A 22,074-nucleotide genomic window follows, 5' to 3' on the forward strand; every position below is an offset into this window, starting at 1 on the left:
GGGCCACTCGGTGATTACGGTCCGCGACGCGCGGGTTGACTCTGATCACCCCGGCGATATCGCCCGGACCACCCGTCCGGTTCCAGCTCGACGATCTGTGCAGCGCCGTGTTGTCTGTCCGCAGACACGCTTCCCGCGATCGGTAATACTTTGTGCCCATTGCCACGATGTGGTGGCAAGGTTTTCGAAGTGGCCCGCGGTGATGGCCGACGCGCCCGAAAAACGAGTATCGAAACCCCCATTACCTATTACCGAACGGTAACCGTCAAACGGTTGAGTCCGCACCGAGATGGAGTGAAATCGTGTCATCCGTGACTGAAGCAGTGAATGCCCCCACGGCAAACCCCGCGACCAATTCTGCGAACCTTTCCGACATCACCACGGAAGAGATTTTCGCGGGCCACCTGGGCGGCAAGCTCTCGGTCGAACTCACCGCGCCGCTGGAGACCCAGCGCGACCTCTCGATCGCCTACACCCCCGGTGTGGCGCAGGTCTGCCGTGGCATTCACGCCGACGAGTCCCTGGCCAAGACCTACACCTGGGCCGAGCGCCTGGTCGTGGTCGTCTCGGACGGCACCGCGGTGCTGGGCCTCGGCGATATCGGCCCGCGCGCCTCGCTGCCGGTGATGGAGGGCAAGGCGGCCCTGTTCAAGAAGTTCGCCGGCCTGGATTCCATTCCGATCGTGCTCGACACCAAGGATGTCGACAAGATCGTCGAAACGCTGATTCTGCTGCGCCCGAGCTTCGGTGCGGTCAATCTCGAGGACATCTCGGCCCCGCGCTGCTTCGAAATCGAGAAGCGCGTTATCGAGGCGCTGGATTGCCCCGTCATGCATGACGATCAGCACGGCACCGCCATTGTGGTGCTGGCCGCCCTCAAGGGCGCGGCCGCGGTGCAGGGTCGCGATATGTCGGCGCTGAAGGTGGTCGTGTCCGGTGCGGGCGCTGCCGGTGTGGCGTGCACCAACATCCTGCTGGCCGCGGGTGTCTCGGACATCGTGGTGCTCGACTCCAAGGGCATCGTGAGCCGCGACCGCGGTGACCTCAACGATGTGAAGGCCGAACTGGCCGAGCGCACCAACCCGCGCAACATCACCGGTGGTCCGGCCGAGGCGCTCGCCGGGTCCGATGTGTTCCTGGGGCTGTCCGCGGGCACCGTCGCCGAGGAGCTCATCGCCTCCATGGCGCCCGAGTCCATCGTGTTCGCCATGTCGAACCCGGATCCGGAGATCCACCCGGACGTGGCCGCCAAGTACGCCGCGATCGTGGCGACCGGTCGTTCGGACTTCCCGAACCAGATCAACAATGTGCTCGCGTTCCCGGGCGTGTTCAAGGGCGCGCTGGATGTGGGCGCGCGCCGCATCACCGAGGGCATGAAGGTGGCTGCCGCCGATGCCATCTTCGCGGTGGTCGCGGATGAGCTGGCCCCCGATCGCATCATCCCCAGCCCGCTGGATCCGCGCGTGGCTCCGGCCGTCGCCGCGGCCGTGGGTGCGGCCGCGCGTGCCGAGGGTGTCGCGTAACCCGCTGATCGAAGCAATGGTTCGGCCCCCGCACCGATGGTGCGGGGGCCGAATCGTTTTCGGGGTGGGGCGCTCAGGCCGCGGCGGTAGCTCGCGCGGGATCGGGCTGCCGGGTCGAATCCCGCGGCGGCTCAGGCTTTTCGGACGACTGTTCGGTCCAGCCGGGCGGGCCGAAGATATAGGCGACGCGGCCCTTCCAGGTGCGGGCGGTGCGCACGTCGCGGACCAGGTTCATGAGTTCGGCGTAGTTCACCTTGATCGGGTTGTCGGTGCCGATGTTCTTGGTGAGGCCGTAGGCGATGGGCTCGGACTCGGCGGCGAAACTGCCGAACATGCGATCCCAGATGATCAGGACGCCACCGTAATTCGTGTCCAGGTACGGCTGGTTGGAGCCGTGGTGCACGCGGTGATGCGCCGGGGTGTTGAACAGGAATTCGATCGGCCGCCACAGGGTGGTGATGCGCTGGGTGTGGATCGGGAACTGGTACAGCAGGCCGATGGTCTGCAACAGGAAGATCATCCACACCGGGAAGCCCAGGGCCGCGGCCGGAATCCAGCACATACCGCGCAGCTGCGCCGCGATCGGATGCGCCCACGGCAGCCGGATGGCGGTGGAGAGATTGAAGAACCGGCTGGAGTGATGCACGCTGTGCGAGGTCCACAGCAGGCGCACGCGGTGATCGGCGCGATGCGCCCAGTAGTAGCAGAAATCCGTGACGATCAGGCCCAGCATCCACACCCACCAGTCCTTCGGGGACAGGTGCAGCGGGGTGAAGTGTGCCACCAGTACCACCGTGGAGAACGGAATCAGCTGGGCGACAAACGGTTTCGCGATGCGTCCGATGGTGTAGGTGGCGATGTTGGAGGCGCGGTCCCGGCCGGACATACCGTTCGCCGGCCGATCCGGATCGCGCCGATCGGCAATCCATTCCACCAGCATGAGCAGCAGGAATGCCGGTACGGCATAGATGAACAGATCTGGACTCATGTGGACTCCTGCGTGGGAAGTTCCTGCTCGGGTGGCATACCTCGACGCTAATCAGCCCGGCGCGCCGAATCGTCGCGCCGACGGGGGATTCCGCGTCCCCCACACGGGGGATCGGGGGTCTCGGGGGTACCGTCGCGCACAGTGCCGAACATGACGACGGAGGTGGTGCGCGGTGGATGTGAGCAGATCGCTGGCGCGCCAATCGTTGCTGGTGGCGGTGGTGGCGGCCGTCGTGGACAGCATGCAGCTGGTGGTGTGCGGTGCGTTCGGGGCCGCGCCCGGTATGGCGGCGCTGCTGGCGGTGGGGATCGTGATCGCGGATCTGGCGCTGGCGGCCCCACCGTCCACGGCGGCGTACGCGGCCCTCGCGCAGGTGCTGGTGAAATTGGGGATCGGGGCGTTCGTGCAGCATTACGCGTTGCACGCCCGGATTCCCGATGTGGGGTTCCTGGTGGCGGGGTATCGGGCGGGGGCGTGGCTGACCGGTGCGACCTCCTATCTGACGGTGGCCATGCTGGCCGGTGGTGCGGCGCTGGCGCATATTCTGGTGGGCGGCAACGATTCTCGGGATTGGAAGCTGCTCATCGTGACCATTGTCGCGGGGTATGTGCCGTGGCTGGTGGGGCGCAATACGGTGGCGCGCGGGGCCTATATCGCCGAGTTGGAGCAGCGCGAGCGGTTGCGGGAGCAGGAGCAGCGGGCGGCGCTGGATCGCGCGCTGTCCGAGGAGCGGGCCGCCATCGCCCGGGATCTGCACGATGTGATCTCCCATCATGTGAGCGCCATCGGAATTCATGCCGGGGTGGCGCGAATAGCGCTGTCCCGCACGGACTCCGCGGGTGCGACGAAATCGCTGACGGCGGTGGAATCGAGCAGCCGGTCGGCCATGGTGGATCTGCGGCGGCAGCTGGATCTGCTGCACGGGCAGGACGATGACGGGCAGCGGCAGCCGGGGCTCGCCGATATCGAGGATCTGCTCGAGCGCGTGCGCTCGGCGGGACTCGAAGTGCGCGTGGAGATTTCGGGGGAGCCGCCGGTGCTGCCGGGATCGCTGGACGTGATGCTGTACCGGGTGGTGCAGGAGATGCTCACCAACGCCCTGCGGCACGGCCGTGCACCGGCGCGGCTGGAGATCGGTTATCGCCCGACCCGTGTCGAGATTCGCGAGACGAATCCCATCGCTAGCGTGCCGCAGGTCTCCGAGGGAGTGCGCCGGGGTCTGGACGGCATCCGGCGGCGCGTCGAATTGTTCGGCGGCACCGTGCAATCGGGGCCGGATCGCACCGGAAGTCGTTGGGACATAGTGGTTTCGGTACCGATTGGAGCGGCATGAGCGTAAGGGTGCTGATCGCGGACGATCACACCATGTTCCGGTCCGGACTGCGGGCCGTGGTGGACGCGCAGGACGATCTGGAATGCGTGGCCGAGGTGGGCGACGGCCGCGCCGCGATCGAGGCGGCGGCTCGCCTGCGTCCGGAGGTGGCGATACTGGATGTGCGGATGCCCAAGCTGGATGGGCTGGCCGCCACGGAAGCCATTGTGGCGGCGGGCGGTACGCGCGTGCTGGTGCTCACCACCTACGACAGCGAGGCCGGCCTGTCCCGTGCGCTGGCCGCCGGAGCCAGCGGCTTCCTGCTGAAAAGCCTGCCGCCCGAAGACCTGGTCGCGGCCATCCGGGTGGCAGTGCGCGGTGACGCGGTCATCGACCCGTCCATGACCCGCAGGCTCGCACCACGTTTCGCCACCGAACTGGCCCCACCCGCCGAACCCCCGGAACTCGCACAACTGACCGCCCGCGAACGCGAAGTCCTGCTGCTGGTGGCCGATGCCCGCAGCAACTACGAGATCGCCGCCGAACTGGGTGTCGGCGAAGAGACGGTGAAAACCCACGTCTCCCGCATCCTCGCCAAACTCGGTGTCCGCGACCGCATTCACGCGGTGGTCTACGCCTACCGGAACGGCCTGGTTCGCGGCTGAGGTCGCACGCGAAACCGGCGGGCACCGTGGGAGTTGGTGCCCGCCGGTCGATTCCGTCGGCGTCGTGCCGCGAGGGCAGTCGCGGCATATGCGCCGGACCGGCGAGGGAGGGTCCGGCGGGCGACGCGAACGGGTCGGTCCCGCGTTGGCGCGGGGTGGCGTGGATTGGCAGGGGGCTTGTCCGGGGCCGGACTACTTGTGGCAGTTGGCGCGGTAGTCGCGCACGGCCTGGCGGGCATCCTTGATGGCCTGGGCGTCCTGCGGGTGCGACGCGGCGTACGCCTTCATCTCGGCCCGGCGCTGATCCTTGGGCATGGTCTTGATCTTGGCGAATTCGGCGGCCGCGTCCGGATGGGTCGAAAGATACGCCTGCACTTTGCCTTTCGCGTCGGCGCGGGCCGCGCTCAATGCCGCCGGACTGCAATCGGGGCCGTCGGCCGATGCCACGCCCGGCACCGCCAGCGCGATGGCGGCGAATCCGGCCGCACCGGCGACGACGGCGGCAATGCTGCGCTTCATACTCACTCCTACCTGAGGGGATGTGTCCCCACCGAATCTGCCCCCGCCACCTGAAGATCCCCTGAATCCCCACCCCATCTTCAGCCGATCTTCAGCTCTGCCCGCACGCCGAATGCTGCGGGCGGGACTACCGCCGCCCGCCTCGGTCGCCGGGGATCAGTCGCGGGGGAGGCGAAGGAGGAAGACCGCGCCCGAGTGGTCGGGAGGAGGTGGTTCGCAGGTCAGGTCGCCGTTGTGGGCGCGGGCCAGACCGCGGGCGATGGGCAGGCCCAGGCCGGAGCCGTCGGCGCGGCGGTCGCGGGCGGCATCGAGGCGGACGAGGCGGTCGAATATGCGCTCGCGGTCGTCCGGGGGTATGCCGGGGCCCGTGTCGGTCACCGTCAATTCGGCGAATTCGACTGTGGTGCGGAGGCGGATCAGCACGGCGGCGTCCGTCGGGGGAGTCGTGCCGAGTCCGTCCGCTGGGGTGCCTCCGGCGGAGGTCGTCGGTCCGGCCGCGTCGTTCATGGCCTGGCAGGCGTTGTTCAGCAGGTTCGCCAGAATCTGGGTGATGCGTTCCGGGTCCACCGGCGCGATGACCGCATCGCCTTCGAGCTGGAAGTCGATGTCCGGGTGCAGGATTCGCATCCGGTCCAGTTGGGTGGCGGCCAGGGCGCGCAGATCGGTGGGCACGCGGTGCAGTTGCAGTCCGGCGTCGATGTGGGCCAGGTCGAGGAGGTCGTCGATGAGGCGGCCGGCGCGGACGGCTTCGCGCACCAGCAGCAGGTGCATGTGTTGCAGGGCTTCGGGATCGGCGCCGGCGGGGTGCTGGATGACCGCTTCGGCGAGGGCACGGATGCCGGAGACGGGGGTGCGGAGTTCGTGTGCGGCATCGCCGACGAAGGTGCGGATGCGCTGTTCGGAGGCGCGGGCGCGGGCCTCGGCGGCGGTGGTGGCGTGCAGCGCGCCTTCGAGGGTGTCCAGCATTTCGTCGAATGCCGCTGCGGTGCGGCCCAATTCGGTATCGGTGCGGGATGGGTTCAGGCGGCGGCCGAGCTGGCCGCGGGCGATATCGCGGGCCAGCCGGGTCATGGCGTCCAGCGGTGCGAGCGCGCGCGGCACGCCGAACCAGAGTCCGGCGGCGATGACGGCGATGGCCCCCGCGGTGGCCAGGCTCAGCAGGATGCCGAGGCGGTCCTGTACGCGGGTGAGCAGCGGGGTGTCGATCTGCAACGTGAGCCGGGCATCGTTCACCTGCCCGCCGGTGAGCTTGGTATTGCGCGATTTCACCGCCGTGTCGTCGGCGTTCCTGCGATTCAGACTCCCGAACGCGCGCCCGTCCGGCAGCACCAGCCGCGCCCGCACCGACCGGGTGTCCACCCGGGCGATCAGCTCATCGGGCGAAACCCCTTCCTGCGCCAACTGTTTCGCCAATTGCACGCGATCGGTGAGCACCGCGTTCTCGCTGCGGTTCACCACCACCCCGAACAGCGCGTGCACCGTGAACGCCACCGTCACCAGCACCAGCCCGGAAACGATCGCGGTGGTGAGGGTTACCCGCCTGCGCAGCGATACCGTGCGCATCTACTCGCCGACCCGCAGCGTGTAGCCGAGTCCGCGCACGGTGTGCAGCAGCCGGTCCCCGTGCTCCTCGAGTTTGCGGCGCACCGCGCTCACATTCACCTCGACCAGATTGGGGTCGTAATTGTCGTAACCCCAGACGGCAGTGAGGATTTGGGTCTTGGTGACCACCCGATCCCGATTCCCGGCCAGATAGGCGAGCAGTTTGAATTCGGTCGCGGTGAGCGCGACCGCGGCCTCCCCGCGCCGCACGCTGCCGGAATCGACGTCGACCACCAGATCCCCCACGGTGATTCGCGTGCGCGCCCGGCCCATTCGCCGCAGCAGCGCGTCTACCCGCGCCACCACTTCGCCCAGATCGAAGGGTTTGACCACGTAGTCGTCCGATCCGGCGCGCAGTCCGCGCACCCGATCCTCGACCCCGTCGCGCGCGGTCAGCATGAGCACCCCCGCCGCCGAGCGCGCCCGCACGACGTCCAGCAGCGCGAACCCGTCCCGCCCCGGCAGCATCACATCGAGCACGACCACATCGGGCCGGAACTGCGCCAGATCCTGTTCCAGCAGCGTCCCGTCAGCGCGTCCGAGCACGTCATGCCCCGCGGCGCTGACGCCCGCCGTCACGGCCGTGCGAATCGCCTCGGCGTCCTCGACCACAAGAATTCGTCCCGGTTGCACCGGCACATTCTCCGGCCGCTCCCTGTGAATCAGCTGGCGAATGGATCGCGGCGGTACTCACGGCGGGAGCGATCGGGATTCCACCGCCGTGAGTGTCCCGTCGGCGGCTAGTGCGGGATGGAGACGGCGGCGACGAATTCGGCGAGCTGCTTGTCGGTGACGTTCTTGGCGAGGTCGGATTCGCAGATCATGCCGATGAGGCGTTTGCCGTTCGCCACGTCGATGACGGGGAGCCGCTTGATCTGGTTCTGCTCCATCATGTCCAGCACCGCGGAGACGTCGGTGTCGGCGTCGACCCAGCGGGGTGTGCCCTGGGCGAGGTCGCCGGCGCGGACGCGGGACGGGTCGTGGCCCTCGGCAATGCAGCGGACGACGATGTCACGGTCCGTGAGCATGCCGATCAAGCGGTCGTTATTACAGATGGGAAGTGCGCCGACATCCATATTGCGCATCATTTGCGCGGCGCGGTCGAGGGTTTCGTCCGCTGGAATGCATTCCGCCGTGCGGTGCATGATGTCGCGGGCTTTCATGGCTTTCACGCAGACCTCCTGATGAGTGGATGGTGCTTCGGGCCATCTGCCATCGTGTCCCAAGTCACATCGGAGGTCAATGCGCGACTGGTCGGCTGATCGGTTGTGCGGCCGCCGCGACGGGCGGGCGGGTGCGGCGCAGTCGGCCCGCGCCGGGCGCGGACAGCCACACCGCGAAGGCGAGGACGGCGTCCAGTGCGAGTGCCAGCGCGGCGACCAGAATGGCTCCGACGAGGACGCGGTCGTATTTGTAGAGCCCGATCCCGTCGAAGATATAGCGGCCCAGCCCGCCCAGGTTCACATAGGCGGCGATGGTGGCGGTCGCGACGACCTGCAGGGTGGCCGCGCGCAATCCGGTGAGCAGCACCGGCAACGCGTTGGGCAGTTCCACTCGGAACAGCACCTGGCGTTCGGTCATGCCCATGGCGCGCGAGGCGTCGACCACCGCCGGATCGACATTCGCGATACCGGCGTAGGCGCCCGCGAGCAGCGGCGGGATGCCGACGGTGAGCAGCGCGAGAATCGGCGGGAACAGGCCCAGCCCGAGCAGCAGCACCACGAAGGTGAGCAGGCCCAGGGTCGGCAGTGCCCGCATGGCATTGGCGAAGCCGACGATCAGTGCCGAACCGCGCCGGGTGTGCCCGACCACCAGCCCGATCGGCAGCGCGACGGCGACCGACAGGCCGACCGCGAGCAGGCTGTACCAGAGGTGTTCGGTGATGCGCTTGCCGATGCCGGTGGGCCCGGACCAGTTCGAGCCGGTGCTCAGGTAGTGCCAGGCGTCGAGGAAAAGGTTCATGCCGCAGCGCCTTTCGAGACCCACGGGGTGGCGAGCCGGCCGAACAGATACAGCAGCCGGTCCGTGATCAGCGCGAGGACGAGCACCACGATGATGCCCGCGACGATCTCGTCCGGATAGTCGCGCTGATAGCCCTGGGTGAAGAGTTTGCCGAGTCCACCGACGCCGATCAGCGCGCCGACGGTCACCATGGAGATATTGGTGACGGCCACCACGCGCAGGTTGGCCACGAAAACCGGTAGCGCGAGCGGGAAGTCGACGGTGAGGGTGCGGCGCAGCCGGGTGTAGCCGATGGCGTCGGCGGCGTCCAGGATTTCGGCGGGCACCGAGTCCAGGGCGGCGGGCACCGCGGTCACCAGCAGTGCGACCGAGTAGATGGTCAGTGCGATAACCACATTCAGCGGATCGATGACCGAGATGCCGAGCAGCGGCGGCAGGATCACGAACAGCGCCAGTGAGGGAATCGTGTAGGCGATGCCCGCCGCGGTGGTGGTGACGCGGCGCAGCCAGCGCGCCCGGTGTGCGAGCGCCCCGGCGGGTATCGCGATGATCAGGCCGATGAGCAGCGGCAGCAGTGCCAGATACAGGTGGGTGCGGGCGAATCCGGCGATCTCCGCGAAATTGTCGAGGAGATACCTCACTCGGCCGCCTCCTCCTCGAAGAAGGCGCGATTGCGTTCGGCGTCCTCGGCGGCACGCTGATTCGAGAGTTGTTCCAGCACATCCGCGGCCAGGATGGCCCCGCGCACCGCACCGGAATCTGCCACCGCCACACCGATTTCCGAGGGCGAGGAGATGGCGGCGTCCAATGCCTGGCGCAGATCGCCGTCCGGCGGGTAGAGCGAGCCGCCCGCGGCCATATTGTGCTCCAGCGCCTGCCCGGCGCGCACGCCCTCCACCCCGGTGGTGTCGATCCAGCCGAGCGGTCGTCGTTCCGGATCGACGACGAGCCGCCATTCGCCCTTGCGCAGGCGGACCCCGGTGACTTCCTCCGGGGTGATGGTGGCGAGCTCGCGCAGCGGTACCGCTGCGGCGCTGCGGAACGACAGTTCCCGGTAGCCGCGATCGCGCCCGACGAATCCGGCGACGAAATCGGTTGCGGGCTGCGAGAGTACGCGCTGCGGTTCGTCGTACTGTTGCAGTCGCCCGCCGGAGCCGAAGACGGCGACGCGGTCACCGAGTTTGATGGCCTCGTCGATATCGTGCGTGACGAACACGATGGTCTTGTGCAGTTCGGCCTGTAACCGCCGCATCTCGGCCTGCAGTTCGGTACGCACCACCGGGTCGACGGCGCTGAACGGTTCGTCCATCAGCAGGATGGGCGGGTCGGCGGCCAGTGCCCGGGCCACGCCCACGCGCTGCTGCTGCCCGCCCGAGAGTTGTGCGGGATAGCGTTGCGCCAGTTCACGATCCAGTCCGACCCGGTCCAGCACCTGGTAGGCGGCCAGCCGGGCCGCACGGCGGGAGCTGCCGCGCAGCACCGGGACGGTGGCCACGTTGTCCAGTACGGTGCGGTGCGGCAGCAGTCCGGCGTTCTGGATGACGTAGCCGATGCCGAGTCGCAGCTGTACCGGGTTGATCGTCGAAATATCCTGTCCGGCAACGGTTATGGTGCCGGTTGTCGGCGTGACCATGCGATTGATCATCCGCATGGCGGTGGTCTTGCCGCCGCCGGAGGGACCGACGAATACGGTGAACGACCCCGATTCGATGCGCAGGTCGAAATCGTGGACGGCTACCGTCCCGCCCGGGTAGGTCTTGCTGACCCCGCTGAATTCGATGTCGGACACCGTATTTCCCCTATCAGCCGATCGGCTTGCTCAGCCCCTGTGCCTGCACCCACGCCTTCGCGGCGGCGGCGGGTTCGGTCTTGGCGCTGCCCGAGACCGCGGTGTTGAGCCCGATCAACTCGGCGGTGGTGAGTTTCGCCGAGACGGCATTGAGGACGGCGATCAGCTTGTCGCTCTTCTTGGCGGTGTTGAACAGCGGCACCACGTTCTGCGCGGCGAAGTTGTGCAGCGGATCGGCAAGTACCACCAGGTTATTGGCGGCGATGGAGGGTGAGGTGGTGAAGATGTCGGCGGCGGTCACCTGACCGTCGGTGAGCGCGCGCACCGTGGCCGGGCCGCCGCCGTCGGCGATGGGCACGAACTTCGCGGGTGCGATATCGAGGTTGTAGACCTTCTTCAGGCCCGGGAGACCGCCTGGGCGCTCGGCGAATTCGGCGGGCGCGGCGAAGCTGACCTCGGCCGAGTGCGCGGCGAGATCGCCGATGGATTTGAGATTCCAGCGTTCGGCGGTGGCTCCGGTGACCACGACGGCGTCGGAATCCTCACCGGGAGCGGGGGTTGCGATACCGAGCTCATCGCCGAGCGCCTTGGTGAGCGCGGTATTCACATCGGCGGGCGCGGTGGCCGTGGACGATTTGTCGAGGTACTGCAGCAGGTTGCCGGTGTAGTCGGGGATCAGGCTGATCGCGCATTCGCGCAGTGCGGGTACGTAGGCCTCGCGGCTGCCGATATTCAGCTTGGTGGTGATCTGGAAACCGTTGGCGCGCAATGCCTCCGCATACACGTCCGCGACGGTTTCGGATTCCGGGAAGTTGGCCGAGCCGACGGTGAGGCTGTCCGTGCCGCCCCCGCAGTCGCTCTTGCCGCCGAGTGGATTGGAGTCGCCGCCGCAGGCGGAGGCGGCCATGGCCGCTGCCAGTGCGACTGCCGCGGCGAGGATACGTAGCACGGTGCGGGCTGTGCGCCTGCCGCCGGCGCGCGTGGAGAGTAGCGAATGCACTGTCGTCCTTCCGAGCGAGGCCATTCGGATTCCCCGTGCGGATCGTGCCGGGGGAACCAACCTGACTGTTCATACTGCCCGGTTTGCCCCGCGAACGTTGCCTACCTCGGGTTGGTTTCTCCGTGTGCCGCCGGACGATTCCCGATATCGGCTGGTGAGACACGCTCGGGGCCACCCGATCCGGGGTTCGCGCCCGGCGCGCGGCAGACTGTTGCGCATGTTCGGCAGAACGGATTCCCGCGCCCCCCGGCGAGCCCTGCTGTGCACCGCGCTGGCGGTCGCGCTCGCGGCGGCGACCCTCGCGTGCGGTACCGACGACGCGCCCGCGCTGACCATCGGCGCGGGTGATTCGGCGCAGTCGGGTCTGCTCGCCGAGATCTACGCGAACGCGCTCGGGCGCACCGGGGCGCGCACCGCCGTGCATCGCGGCCTGGGCGCGCGCCTGGGTCAGCTCGCCGCCCTTGACGCGGGCACCGTCGTCGCGGTCGCCGACGTCACCGGTGATCTGCTCACCACCCTGGACTCCACGTCCACCGCGAACAAGCCCGACGATGTCGTCAAGGCGCTCAATGCCGCTCTGCCCGAAGGGCTCACGGTCGGCGATCCGGCCGACGGCACCGATCTGCGCCCGGTGGTCGTCGCCGATGCCACCCGCACCGAGGTGTACCCGGCCTCGCTGAAGGAGCTCGCCCCGCGCTGTCCGGAGCTGACCGTCGGCATCGCGACGGGCCCCGCCCTGGATCCGATGCGCGCGCCGCTCGATCCGCAACGCGATGTGATCGCCCCCTTCGAAGCGGTCTACGGCTGCGCCATCGCCCACCCGGTCACCTTCGCGACCGCCGAGGACGCTCGAAAAGCCCTGTCCACCGGTGAAATCCAGCTGGCGGTGCTGTCCGGCCCCCCGTCGTACCTCCCCGACGGCGGCGCGGACCTGACCGCCCTGGCCGACCCGTCCTACGCCTTCCGCTCGGCCATGGTCGTCCCGGTACTTCGTAAGGCCGCCTTGACGTCCACCCAGCTCCGCAAACTCAATTACGTCGCAGGCGAACTCACCACCGTCGACCTGGCCGATATGCTCCGCCAGATCCGCGATAACGGGGCCGTCCCCGCGGATCTGGCCCGCACCTGGCTGGACGCGCACGCGCTCTGAATCCGGATCCGATACCGCCGAATCCGCCTCGAGGTATCGCCGATCGTGATGCGAGTTGCCGGTCCGTACGCGGAAAGCTCGCTTACCGTTGAGTTTCGGGGACGATTCCAACTAGGCGGATTTGGATTCGATGGTCAATTTGGATTCTTGGCCGTGGCCGGAGAACACGTTGCTGGCGCGGTTGAGTCCGCGGTCGCGGCGGGAGTTGCTCGGGCTCGGGCATGAGCGGTACTGCAAACCGGGCACATTGCTGATGCGGCAGGGGGATCCGGGAAATACGGTGTACGTGCTGCGCTCGCACGATACGAGCGTATCCGCGTGCGTGAAGATCACCGCGGACGCCGGGACGCTGTTCGCCATTCGGGTGAGCGGGGATGTGATCGGGGAATTGGGTGCGCTGACACCGAATTCGGTGCGTTCGGCCACGGCGACGGTCTGCACGGCGACGATCGCGCACTGCATTCCCGGAAATATGTTCCTGTCGTTTCTCAACGAGCATCCGGACGGCTGGCAGACGCTGTGCCGCACCCTGGCCGATCGCCTCGCGTGGTCGGATCAGCGGCGCCTGGATTTCGGCGGCTGGCCGGTGCGGCGCTGTCTGGCCCGGTTGCTGGTGGAGTTCGCCGAATCCTACGGTCGCCCCAGCGAATCCGGGGTGGAGATCACCGTGCGGCTGTCCTACGAGGAGCTCGGCAATCTGATCGGCGCGGGGGAGGACGCGGTCGGACTGGCCATGAAGCGCATGCAGACGAAGGATCTGGTCTGCCTGCGCAGCCGCCATGTGGTGGTGCGCGATCTCGAAGGTTTGCGGAACTACGCGGAGCTGGAATGAAGAATCCCTGAAATCTGCTCCGTGGCCGGATTTTTCAGGCGCGGGCCGATTCCGCCGGTGGCAATCTCGTGGCCTGGTGATACACGGAACCATGGGAGGGCACCGATGTCGATTTCCGAACCGGAATATGAATGGCACCCCGCCGAACAGCTCTGCCTGAGCTTGAGCCGCGCGCACAGCCCGCTCGCGGCCGCGCTCATGGCGGCGGCGGTCACCGGCTACTGGCCTCGAATCGCTTACCACGCAATCGATAACCGGATGGCGCCGGCGGACCTCACGGCCATTCGTTCAGGGCGGCGGCGAGAGTGGAGTTGAGCGCCAGCGCCGGCAGCGAGTCGACCAGCAGGTCGATGAGCGCTTCGCGGGGTATAGGCGCCTCGCGCAGCCAGGTGAGGGTGGTTTCCTCGACGAAGGCGATCCAGCCGCGGACCGCCAGGGTGAGCCGGGGCATATCCGAATCCTCCACGGGGATGGGGGATTCGGCGAGGATGCGCTCGACCTGAGCGAGGCGGTGGGTGTTGACCAGGGCGACGAGTTCGGGGCTGGCGCTGATGGGGCCGCGCAGCAGCGCCTGATAGGGGGTGCGGTTCTCCTCGACGTAGGCGACATAGCGCTCGACGGAGTCGCGCAGCATTTCCGGAAGCGGCAGGGCGGGATTGGGGGTGGTGCGTTCCAGCAGTTCGGCGTTGGCGTGCGCGATGATCGCGAGGTGGAAATCGCCGAGGGTGGGGAAGTAGTGGAAGAGCAGGCCGCGCGAGATGCCGGCCTGTTCGGCGATCTCGCTGACCGACACCTCTTCCAGCGACCGGTCGCGCAGCATGTTCGCGCCCAGGGTGATGAGTTGCAGGCGTCGATCGTCGGGGCTGAGCCGGGTGCGTTTGGCTCCGGCGTCCGGCTTGCTCACCTTGGCTCCTGAGGTCATGGTCAAATCTTACTGAACGTGAGTCAATACTATTGACTCCTACTCAATAAGACCCTACGCTGATATACATGAGTCGCAAGGTTACAGACAAAGCTGTCGACAACCGGGCTGCCCGGCATTCCCACATCATCATCGTGGGCAGCGGGTTTTCCGGCCTGGGCCTGGCCATTCGGCTGAGCCAGCAGGGTCGCAACGACTATCTCGTGCTCGAGCGCGGCAATGATGTCGGCGGCACCTGGCGCGACAACACCTACCCGGGCGCGGCCTGCGACGTGCCCTCGCACCTGTACTCGTACTCCTTCGCGCTGAACCCGGACTGGTCGCGCTCGTTCTCCAAGCAGCCGGAGATCCAGGGCTACATCAAGTCCGTCGCCGATAAGTACGACGTGCGCGACAAGCACCTGTTCAACTGCGATATGACCGGCGCGCAGTGGAACAACGACACCGCGCGGTGGGAGATCCAGACCTCGCAGGGCGATTTCACCGCCGATATCCTGGTCTCCGCCGTCGGCGCGCTGTGCGAGCCGAACCTGCCGGATATCAAGGGCATCAATGACTTCCAGGGCGAGATCTTCCACTCCGCGCGCTGGGACCACAACGCCGACCTGACCGGTAAGCGCGTCGCGGTCATCGGCACCGGCGCCTCCGCGATCCAGATCGTGCCGACCATCGCCAAGCAGGTCGCGCACCTGGACCTGTACCAGCGCACCGCCCCGTGGCTGCTGCCGCGCGCGGACCGGCCCTACCTGCTGCCGGAAAAGCTTGCCTTCAAATACATTCCGGGCGCGCAGGCGCTGTCCCGCGCCGCCATCTACGCCGCGCGCGAGACCCAGGTCGTCGGCCTGGCCAAGTTCCCGCCCGCCATGAAGATCCTGGAGACCGTCGCGCGCGCCAAGCTGCGCATCGAGGTCAAGGATCCGGAGCTGCGTAAGAAGGTCACGCCGAACTTCCGGATCGGCTGCAAGCGCATGCTCATCTCGAACGAGTACTACCCGGCGCTGGGCCGCGACAATGTCGACGTCGTCACCGACGGCATCCAGGAAATCCGCTCCGGTTCGGTCGTCACCAAGGACGGCGTCGAGCGCGAGGTCGACGCGATCGTCGTGGCCACCGGCTTCCACGTCACCGATTCCCCCGCCTACGACACCATTTCGGGTCGCGACGGCCGCACCCTGGCCGAGGTCTTCGAGAGCATCGGCCAGCAGGGCTACAAGGGTTCGGCGATCCACAACTACCCGAATATGTTCTTCATGCTGGGCCCGAACGTCGGCCTGGGCCACACCTCGATGGTGTTCATGATCGAATCGCAGATCAACTACATCGCCGACGCCGTGGCCACCATCGACCGCCTGGACGTGCGCACCATCGAGGTGCGCAAGGATGTGCAGGACGAATACAACGCCGAGTTGCAGAAGAAGCTGACCGGCGCGGTCTGGAGCACCGGCGGCTGCGCCTCCTGGTACATGGACAAGCACGGCAACAACACCACGCTCTGGCCGGACTTCACCTTCCGCTTCCGGAGCCTGCTCCAGAAGTTCGACGTATCCGCCTATGAGACTTCAACTTCCGCCCGGACCGCCGCCTGATTCCGGCAGCGCCCGAACAACCGAAAGTGGTAACCGTGAGCAACGATGCTTACTTCAAGGACAAGGTCTGTGTGATCACCGGCGCCGGCTCCGGCATCGGCCGCGCCCTGGCGGAGAACCTGGCCCGCCGCGGCGCCAAGCTCGCGCTGTCGGATATCGACACCGAGGGCCTGGCCGAAACCGTGCGGCTGTGCGAGAAGTTCGGTGTGGAGATCAAATCCGATCGGCTCAATGTGGCCGAGCGCGAGGCCGTGCTGGTCTACGCCGATGAGGTCAAGAAGCATTTCGGCAAGGTCAACCAGATCTACAACAATGCCGGAATCGCGCACCACGGCGATGTACTGGACACCGCGTTCAAGGACATCGACCGCATCATGGACGTCGACTTCTACGGAGTCGTCAACGGCACCAAGGCATTCCTGCCGTACCTGATCGAATCCGGTTCCGGTCACGTGGTGAACATCTCCAGCCTGTTCGGCCTCATCGCGGTCCCCGGCCAGAGCGCGTACAACGCCGCCAAGTTCGCGGTGCGCGGTTTCACCGAGGCGCTGCGCCAGGAAATGCTCATGAGCGGTAAGCCGGTCAAGGTCACCTGCGTGCACCCCGGCGGCATCCAGACCGCCGTCGCCCGCAATGCCACGGTCTCCGAGGGCCTGAACCAGCAGAACCTGGCGAGCCTGTTCGACAAGAAGCTCGCCATGCACACCCCCGCGATGGCCGCGCAGACCATCACCGAGGGCGTGGCCCGCGGACACGGCCGCGTGCTGATCGGCTGGGAGGCCAAGCTGCTGGATCTGTTCGTGCGCAGCACCGGCTCGTACTACCAGCGCATCTCCGCCGTCGTACAGAAGCGCTTCCTGCCGTAGGGAATTGGTTATGCCACAGCTGAATCTGCCGTTGCCCGTCGCGCGTGCGGTCCTGCATCCGATGTTCCGGGTAATGCTCAACAAGACGCTGCCCTTCTCGGTGCAGCGCGCCCTGATGGATCTGGGCGCGCCGCTGCAACGGGCTCCGCGCGGTACGCATTCGGAGAAGGTGCGCCTGGGCGGGCGTCCGGCCGAGCGGGTCACGCTCGGTCCGGCCACCGACAGCGCCACCGTGCTGTATCTGCACGGCGGCGGCTACACCGTCGGCTCGCCCGCAACGCATCGGGCGCTCGCCGGGTATCTGGCGCGTGAAACTGGTTGTCCCGTACAGGTTCTCGACTATCGCCTGGCCCCGGAGCATCCGTTCCCGGCGGCCCTGGACGATGCCGAGGCGGCGTTCCTGGAGCTGATCGCCTTCGGCTACAAGCCCGAACGCATTGCGGTGGGCGGGGATTCGGCCGGTGGCGGGCTCGCGCTGGCGCTCGCGATCCGATTGCGCGATAAGCACGGGCTGGCCCCGGCCGCGCTCGGGCTCATCGCGCCGTGGGGCGATCCCAACGAGATCCCCGAGCGCACCCGGGATCTGGTCATCAACAAGCCGTGGTCGCGGGCCTGCGCCGCCGCCTATCTGGGCGGCGGTGACGGCCTCGACACCGGTTACGCGCCGTTGCTGGCCGATCTGCACGGGCTGCCGCCCACCTATGTGCAGGCCGATAAATCCGAGCTGCTGCACGACCAGTGCACCCGGCTCACCGCGAAGCTGCGCGCGGCGGGCGTGGAGACCCGGTTCACCGAGACCGAGGGTCTCTGGCACGTGTCCCAATTGCAGGCGTCCCTGGTGGCGCCCGCCGAGGCGATTACCCGGGAACTCGGCGAGTTCCTGCGCCAGGCCCTTCGACCTGCGCAAACCCGTTCCATAGGATAGTGGTGGCACGGTTCGTGAAGCCCGTTCGAACAGTTCGATAGAACAGGTTCGGGCGGGCTGCCGGGTGTGACAAGTAAGCGTGGCGTAAATTACCCGCGAGTAAACCCACTGTGGAAGGGCAGCGATGCGAGAGTTCGAAGTCCCGGCTACCTACACCATCCCCGAGAGCGCCAATATGTCGGACGGTGCGTTCCGGCATGCGGAGAAGACCCCGGACCTGGTCGTCTTCAACACTCCCGATGGTAAGGGCGGCTGGAACGACGTCACGGCGGTCGAGTTCGCCAAGGCCGTCACGGGTGTGGCCAAGGGCTTGGTCGCCTCCGGAATCGAACTCGGAGACCGGGTGGCCATCATGGCCGCCACCTCCTACGAGTGGGTCGTGCTGGACTTCGCCATCTGGGCGGCCGGCGGCTGCACCGTCGCGATCTTCGACAGCTCCTCGGCCGAGCAGATCCGCTGGATCCTGTCCGACTCCGCCACCAAGGCGATCGTCGTGCAGAACGAGAAGCAGCGCGCCACCATCGCCGAAATCGAAGGCGGACTGGGTGATCTGCGCGAGGTGCTGCAGATCGAGGGCGGCGCCATCGCCGAACTGACCACGCGCGGTGCGGAACTCGACGACAGCGTCGTGCACGAGCGGCGCGCCCAGGTCAAGGCCGCCTCGCCCGCGACCCTCATCTACACCTCCGGCACCACCGGACGGCCCAAGGGCGTCATGCTCTCGCATGCCAACCTGTACGCCGAATCGGCCGCCGATCGCTCCGCCATGAGCGAATTCCTGCGCCCCGGCCAGAAGTCGCTGCTGTTCCTGCCGTTGGCGCACGTCTTCGCGCGCGCGGTGGCACTGGCCGCGTTCGACGCGGGCGTCACCGTCGCGCACAGCTCGGACTGGTCCACGCTGGTCGACCAATTCGGTGCGTACAAGCCGAACTTCATCCTCTCGGTACCGCGCGTGTTCGAGAAGGTGTTCAACGGCGCCAAGCAGAAGGCGCACGACGGCGGCAAGGGCAAGATCTTCGACTACGCCACCGAGGTGGCCATCGACTACAGCAAATCGCTCGAGACCGGCGGTCCCGGCCTGGTGCTCAAGCTCAAGCACACCGTGCTCGACAAGCTGGTCTTCGCCAAGCTGCGCGAGGCCATGGGCGGGCAGTGCGGTTCCGCGGTCTCCGGCGGCGGACCCCTGGGCGCGCGCCTGGGCCACTACTTCCGCGGCGCGGGCGTCACCATCTACGAGGGCTACGGCCTGACCGAGTCCACCGCGGCCGTCAGCGTCAACACCCCCAAGAACATCAAGGTCGGCACCGTCGGCCAGCCGCTGCCCGGCCACGGCGCGAAGGTCGCCGAGGACGGCGAACTGCTCATCCGCGGACCGGTGGTGTTCTCCGGCTACTGGAACAACCCGGACGCCTCCGCCGACGCGTTCGACGCCGACGGCTGGTTCAAGACCGGTGACCTGGGCGCGATCGACGACAAGGGATTCATCTCCATCGTCGGGCGCAAGAAGGAAATCCTGGTCACCGCGGGCGGTAAGAACGTCTCCCCGGCCATGCTCGAGGATTCGCTGCGCCAGCACCCGCTGATCAGCCAGGTCATGGTCGTCGGCGACGGTGAGCCGTTCATCGGCGCGCTCATCACCCTGGATCAGGAAACGCTGCCGAAGTGGCGCGAGCGCAACAACATTCCGCCCGAGACCACCATCGAGCACCTGATCGAGAACCCGGCGCTGGTCGCCGAGATCAACGAGGCCGTGGCCGCCACCAACAAGCTGGTGTCGCACGCCGAGGCGATCAAGAAGATCCGCATTCTGCCGGTCGACTGGACCCAGGAGGGTGGCGAGCTCACCCCGAAGCTGTCGCTCAAGCGCAACGTGGTGATGAAGCAGTACGCCAAGGACGTAGAGGCGATCTACTCCTAGGAACCTCCGTCATCCCGGCGCGCTTCTTGGCCGGGATCCACACGATCGGTGCGGCACTGCCGGTGTGGATCCCGGCCAAATGCATGCCGGGATGACGAAGGTAATGCCGTTGACCGGGGGAGATCCGGCGTCATCGGAATGTCATTTCTGTGGCCGGTATGCAGGCCCGATCCCGCAGTAGGGTCGAATTCGTGGCCGGTCGTGAACTTCGAATAGCGGGTGGCATCGCCGCCGCCGCGGTGACGCTGGGCGTCGCCGAGATCGTCGCGGTGCTGATCAGCCCCGACAGCACACCGTTGCAGGCGATCGGATCGCTGATCGTCGACCACACCCCGGATGGGGTGCGCGAGTGGGTGATCGGGACGTTCGGCACCAAAGACAAACTGGTGCTGTTCGTTTCGATGGGCGCGGTCGCGGTGCTGGTGGCCGGGCTGGCCGGACTCGCCGAGCGGGTGAAGCGCCCGATCGGCTCGATCCTGTTCGCGGCCTTCGGGCTGCTGGCGATCGTGGCGGCGGTTACCCGCGCCGATGCGTCCTGGACCTGGGCGCTGCCCGCGCTCTTGGGCGCGTGGTCGGGAATCGCGGTGCTGCGCAGCCTGATTCGCCGCATCGAGGATTTCGACGCGGCGCGTGCGGCAGCGGTGGAACCCGCCGATGGCTCGGAAACCGCCGCCGGGGAAGCGGATTCGGACGTGACCCTGGAGCGGCGGCTCGTCATGCGGGGCATCGGCATCGCATTGGCCTCCGGTGCGGCGGCCGGTGCGGTGGGACGTGTTCTCGGACTGCGGAAGCGGGATGTCTCGGGGGAGCGGGCGGAGGTACAGCTGCCGCCCCCGTCCGGTCCGAAGGTCGCTGTCGATCCGGCCGCCGATCTCCGAATCCCGGGCCTGTCCTCGTATCTCACGCCGAACAGCGATTTCTACCGCATCGACACCGCGCTGACCGTCCCCCAGGTCAGCAAGGACGATTGGTCGCTGCGCATCCACGGCATGGTGGATCGCGAAATCCGGCTCAGTTACGCCGATCTCGGCGCCCGGCAGGCCATCGAGAAACTGGTGACGCTCACCTGCGTCTCCAATCCGGTCGGCGGCGATCTCATCGGCAATGCCAGCTGGCTCGGCTATCGCCTGGATGAGATTCTCGCCGAAGCTGGTCCGCATCCGGATGCCGATATGGTGTTGTCCCGCAGTATCGACGGCTTCACCGCGGGCAGTCCGCTGGCCGCGCTCACCGACGGCCGCGATGCCATGCTCGCGGTCGGCATGAACGGTGAACCGCTGCCCACCGCGCACGGCTATCCGGTGCGCATGGTGGTGCCGGGCCTGTACGGCTATGTCTCGGCGACCAAGTGGGTGACCGATATCGAGATCACCAGATTCGATCGCGCACAGGCGTATTGGACCCGGCGCGGCTGGTCCGAGCGCGGCCCGATCAAGACCGGAACCCGGATCGACACGCCCGGCAGCGGCAAGCTCGCGGCGGGCAGGGTGACGGTGGCGGGGGTGGCCTGGGCGCAGCATCGCGGTATCAATGCCGTGGAAGTGCGGATAGACCAGGGTGAATGGCAGCCCGCGCGGCTGGCCGCCGAACCGTCGATCGACACCTGGCGGCAGTGGGCCTTCGACTGGGACGCCACCTCCGGTCCGCACACCATCTGGGCGCGCAGCACCGACGGCACGGGCACGGTGCAGACCTCCGATCAAGCGGGCGAGGTCCCCGACGGCGCGACCGGTTACGCGTCGCGATTCGTGCGCATCGGCTGAAATACCGCAAACGCCCGGTTATTCGGAGTTTCCGGAGTGGCGAAAATGCCGAACGGCCGTTTTGCCCGCGCCAACGGTTTACGATCGCCCAGGCCGTTCGACGCCCGATCAAGGAGCGCCATATGACCGGAGTGCTGGAGTGGGCGCGGGCGGAGAACCTGCAGCCCGAACCGATCACCCTCGATGTCTGGAAGCAGCTACCCCGCGACTTCTGCCGCATCGTCGAAGTGGTGAACGGTGATGTGGTGCGCGCCGATCCGGCCCCGCATCCGCATCGCAATGCCGCCCGGCGCATCGCCGCCATGCTCGAGGTCGCCGCCATCTCGCATATGGGGCAGTACAGCGACGGTCCGCTCTACGTCGGCACCGATAAGGATGTGCTGCTGTGGGAACTGCCGCGGGTCACGCTGCGCCGTCCCGACGTCGCGCTGTTCACCTGTGCGCCAACGGTTTCCGGGGTGCTGCCCGCGCCCCGGGTGAAACTCGCGATCGAGGTGGTCTCGCCGCTGACCGAACGCGTCGACATCGCCGACAAACAGGCCGAGTACGCGCTGGCCGGGATTCCGTGGTTCTGGCTGGTGTATCTGGATCGCGATCATGTGACCGCGATCCAGACCCACGTGCTGGTGCTCGGGCACTATCGCCCGCACCGGCGGCTCACGCCCATCGGCGGTGAGACGCTGATCGATATGCCGATAGAGATCCGCATCGACTGGACCCGGTTGTACGGGCTCGTCTATTGATGCGGATCC

At 67.3% G+C, this 22,074-nt stretch carries 21 protein-coding genes; 11 read left to right on the plus strand and 10 right to left on the minus strand.

All coding sequences use genetic code 11. The annotated features are described in order from the left end of the window. Positions 1–302 precede the first annotated feature (302 nt). Positions 303–1,523 carry an NADP-dependent malic enzyme gene (locus tag ACFVUS_RS34300; RefSeq protein ID WP_387776259.1) on the plus strand — a complete coding sequence of 407 codons (1,221 nt, stop codon included), beginning with the start codon at positions 303–305 and terminating at the stop codon, positions 1,521–1,523. 73 nt (positions 1,524–1,596) lie between these two features. Here the strand turns inward: ACFVUS_RS34300 and ACFVUS_RS34305 are convergent, their stop codons facing one another. Continuing rightward, positions 1,597–2,511, minus strand: coding sequence for a sterol desaturase family protein (locus ACFVUS_RS34305; protein WP_387776262.1), 915 nt, complete (start codon positions 2,509–2,511; stop codon positions 1,597–1,599). A gap of 172 nt (positions 2,512–2,683) precedes the next feature. Here ACFVUS_RS34305 and ACFVUS_RS34310 point away from each other — a divergent pair, with 172 nt between their 5' ends. Beyond that, positions 2,684–3,844, plus strand: a complete 1,161-nt coding sequence (locus ACFVUS_RS34310) for a sensor histidine kinase (RefSeq protein ID WP_387776265.1) — start codon at positions 2,684–2,686, stop codon at positions 3,842–3,844. Beyond that, positions 3,841–4,488, plus strand: a complete 648-nt coding sequence (locus tag ACFVUS_RS34315) for a response regulator (RefSeq protein ID WP_387776268.1) — start codon at positions 3,841–3,843, stop codon at positions 4,486–4,488. Before ACFVUS_RS34310 ends, ACFVUS_RS34315 begins: the two co-directional genes overlap by 4 nt. A gap of 192 nt (positions 4,489–4,680) precedes the next feature. Here ACFVUS_RS34315 and ACFVUS_RS34320 read toward each other — a convergent pair whose 3' ends face one another. The 8 genes from ACFVUS_RS34320 to ACFVUS_RS34355 all read right to left on the minus strand — a co-directional run bounded on the left by ACFVUS_RS34320 (position 4,681) and on the right by ACFVUS_RS34355 (position 11,267). Continuing rightward, positions 4,681–5,007, minus strand: a complete 327-nt coding sequence (locus ACFVUS_RS34320; RefSeq protein WP_387776271.1) for a hemophore-related protein — start codon at positions 5,005–5,007, stop codon at positions 4,681–4,683. Between the two features lie 156 nt (positions 5,008–5,163). Then, positions 5,164–6,570, minus strand: a complete 1,407-nt coding sequence (locus tag ACFVUS_RS34325; protein WP_387776274.1) for an ATP-binding protein — start codon at positions 6,568–6,570, stop codon at positions 5,164–5,166. Then, positions 6,571–7,242: a response regulator transcription factor gene (locus tag ACFVUS_RS34330; protein ID WP_387776277.1), complete on the minus strand. Its 672-nt coding sequence runs from the start codon at positions 7,240–7,242 to the stop codon at positions 6,571–6,573. A 107-nt stretch (positions 7,243–7,349) separates the two neighbouring features. Beyond that, complete coding sequence (locus tag ACFVUS_RS34335) at positions 7,350–7,772, minus strand: CBS domain-containing protein (RefSeq protein ID WP_364640497.1); 423 nt, start codon at positions 7,770–7,772, stop codon at positions 7,350–7,352. A gap of 76 nt (positions 7,773–7,848) precedes the next feature. Beyond that, complete coding sequence (locus tag ACFVUS_RS34340; protein ID WP_387776280.1) at positions 7,849–8,571, minus strand: ABC transporter permease; 723 nt, start codon at positions 8,569–8,571, stop codon at positions 7,849–7,851. Next, positions 8,568–9,212, minus strand: a complete 645-nt coding sequence (locus tag ACFVUS_RS34345) for an ABC transporter permease (RefSeq protein ID WP_387776283.1) — start codon at positions 9,210–9,212, stop codon at positions 8,568–8,570. The genes ACFVUS_RS34340 and ACFVUS_RS34345 overlap by 4 nt, the downstream gene beginning before the upstream one ends. Further along, positions 9,209–10,360, minus strand: coding sequence for an ABC transporter ATP-binding protein (locus ACFVUS_RS34350; protein ID WP_387776286.1), 1,152 nt, complete (start codon positions 10,358–10,360; stop codon positions 9,209–9,211). Before ACFVUS_RS34350 ends, ACFVUS_RS34345 begins: the two co-directional genes overlap by 4 nt. 13 nt (positions 10,361–10,373) lie before the next feature. Next, positions 10,374–11,267 carry an ABC transporter substrate-binding protein gene (locus ACFVUS_RS34355; RefSeq protein WP_387778465.1) on the minus strand — a complete coding sequence of 298 codons (894 nt, stop codon included), beginning with the start codon at positions 11,265–11,267 and terminating at the stop codon, positions 10,374–10,376. 310 nt (positions 11,268–11,577) lie between these two features. Here ACFVUS_RS34355 and ACFVUS_RS34360 point away from each other — a divergent pair, with 310 nt between their 5' ends. Both ACFVUS_RS34360 and ACFVUS_RS34365 read left to right on the plus strand, forming a co-directional pair. Continuing rightward, a complete protein-coding gene (locus ACFVUS_RS34360; RefSeq protein WP_387776289.1) occupies positions 11,578–12,510 on the plus strand; it encodes a glycine betaine ABC transporter substrate-binding protein in 933 nt (310 codons plus the stop codon). 130 nt (positions 12,511–12,640) lie between these two features. Next, a complete protein-coding gene (locus ACFVUS_RS34365; RefSeq protein WP_387776292.1) occupies positions 12,641–13,342 on the plus strand; it encodes a Crp/Fnr family transcriptional regulator in 702 nt (233 codons plus the stop codon). Positions 13,343–13,616: 274 nt separating this feature from the next. Here ACFVUS_RS34365 and ACFVUS_RS34370 read toward each other — a convergent pair whose 3' ends face one another. Next, positions 13,617–14,264 (minus strand): TetR/AcrR family transcriptional regulator, encoded by a 648-nt coding sequence (locus tag ACFVUS_RS34370; RefSeq protein WP_387776295.1) that lies wholly within the window; start codon positions 14,262–14,264, stop codon positions 13,617–13,619. Between the two features lie 68 nt (positions 14,265–14,332). Here ACFVUS_RS34370 and ACFVUS_RS34375 point away from each other — a divergent pair, with 68 nt between their 5' ends. The 6 genes from ACFVUS_RS34375 to ACFVUS_RS34400 all read left to right on the plus strand — a co-directional run bounded on the left by ACFVUS_RS34375 (position 14,333) and on the right by ACFVUS_RS34400 (position 22,065). Beyond that, positions 14,333–15,850 (plus strand): flavin-containing monooxygenase, encoded by a 1,518-nt coding sequence (locus tag ACFVUS_RS34375; RefSeq protein WP_387776298.1) that lies wholly within the window; start codon positions 14,333–14,335, stop codon positions 15,848–15,850. 35 nt (positions 15,851–15,885) lie between these two features. Beyond that, positions 15,886–16,716, plus strand: coding sequence for an SDR family NAD(P)-dependent oxidoreductase (locus ACFVUS_RS34380; RefSeq protein ID WP_387776301.1), 831 nt, complete (start codon positions 15,886–15,888; stop codon positions 16,714–16,716). A 10-nt stretch (positions 16,717–16,726) separates the two neighbouring features. Next, on the plus strand, positions 16,727–17,641 hold the full coding sequence (locus tag ACFVUS_RS34385; RefSeq protein ID WP_387776304.1) for an alpha/beta hydrolase: 915 nt from the start codon (positions 16,727–16,729) through the stop codon (positions 17,639–17,641). Between the two features lie 124 nt (positions 17,642–17,765). Beyond that, positions 17,766–19,559, plus strand: coding sequence for an AMP-dependent synthetase/ligase (locus ACFVUS_RS34390; protein ID WP_387776307.1), 1,794 nt, complete (start codon positions 17,766–17,768; stop codon positions 19,557–19,559). A gap of 191 nt (positions 19,560–19,750) precedes the next feature. Further along, on the plus strand, positions 19,751–21,322 hold the full coding sequence (locus ACFVUS_RS34395) for a molybdopterin-dependent oxidoreductase (protein WP_387776310.1): 1,572 nt from the start codon (positions 19,751–19,753) through the stop codon (positions 21,320–21,322). Positions 21,323–21,444: 122 nt separating this feature from the next. Beyond that, positions 21,445–22,065 (plus strand): Uma2 family endonuclease, encoded by a 621-nt coding sequence (locus ACFVUS_RS34400; protein ID WP_387776313.1) that lies wholly within the window; start codon positions 21,445–21,447, stop codon positions 22,063–22,065. Positions 22,066–22,074 lie beyond the last annotated feature (9 nt).

The organism is Nocardia sp. NPDC058058 (assembly GCF_042885355.1).
In the GTDB taxonomy this organism is placed as follows: domain Bacteria; phylum Actinomycetota; class Actinomycetes; order Mycobacteriales; family Mycobacteriaceae; genus Nocardia.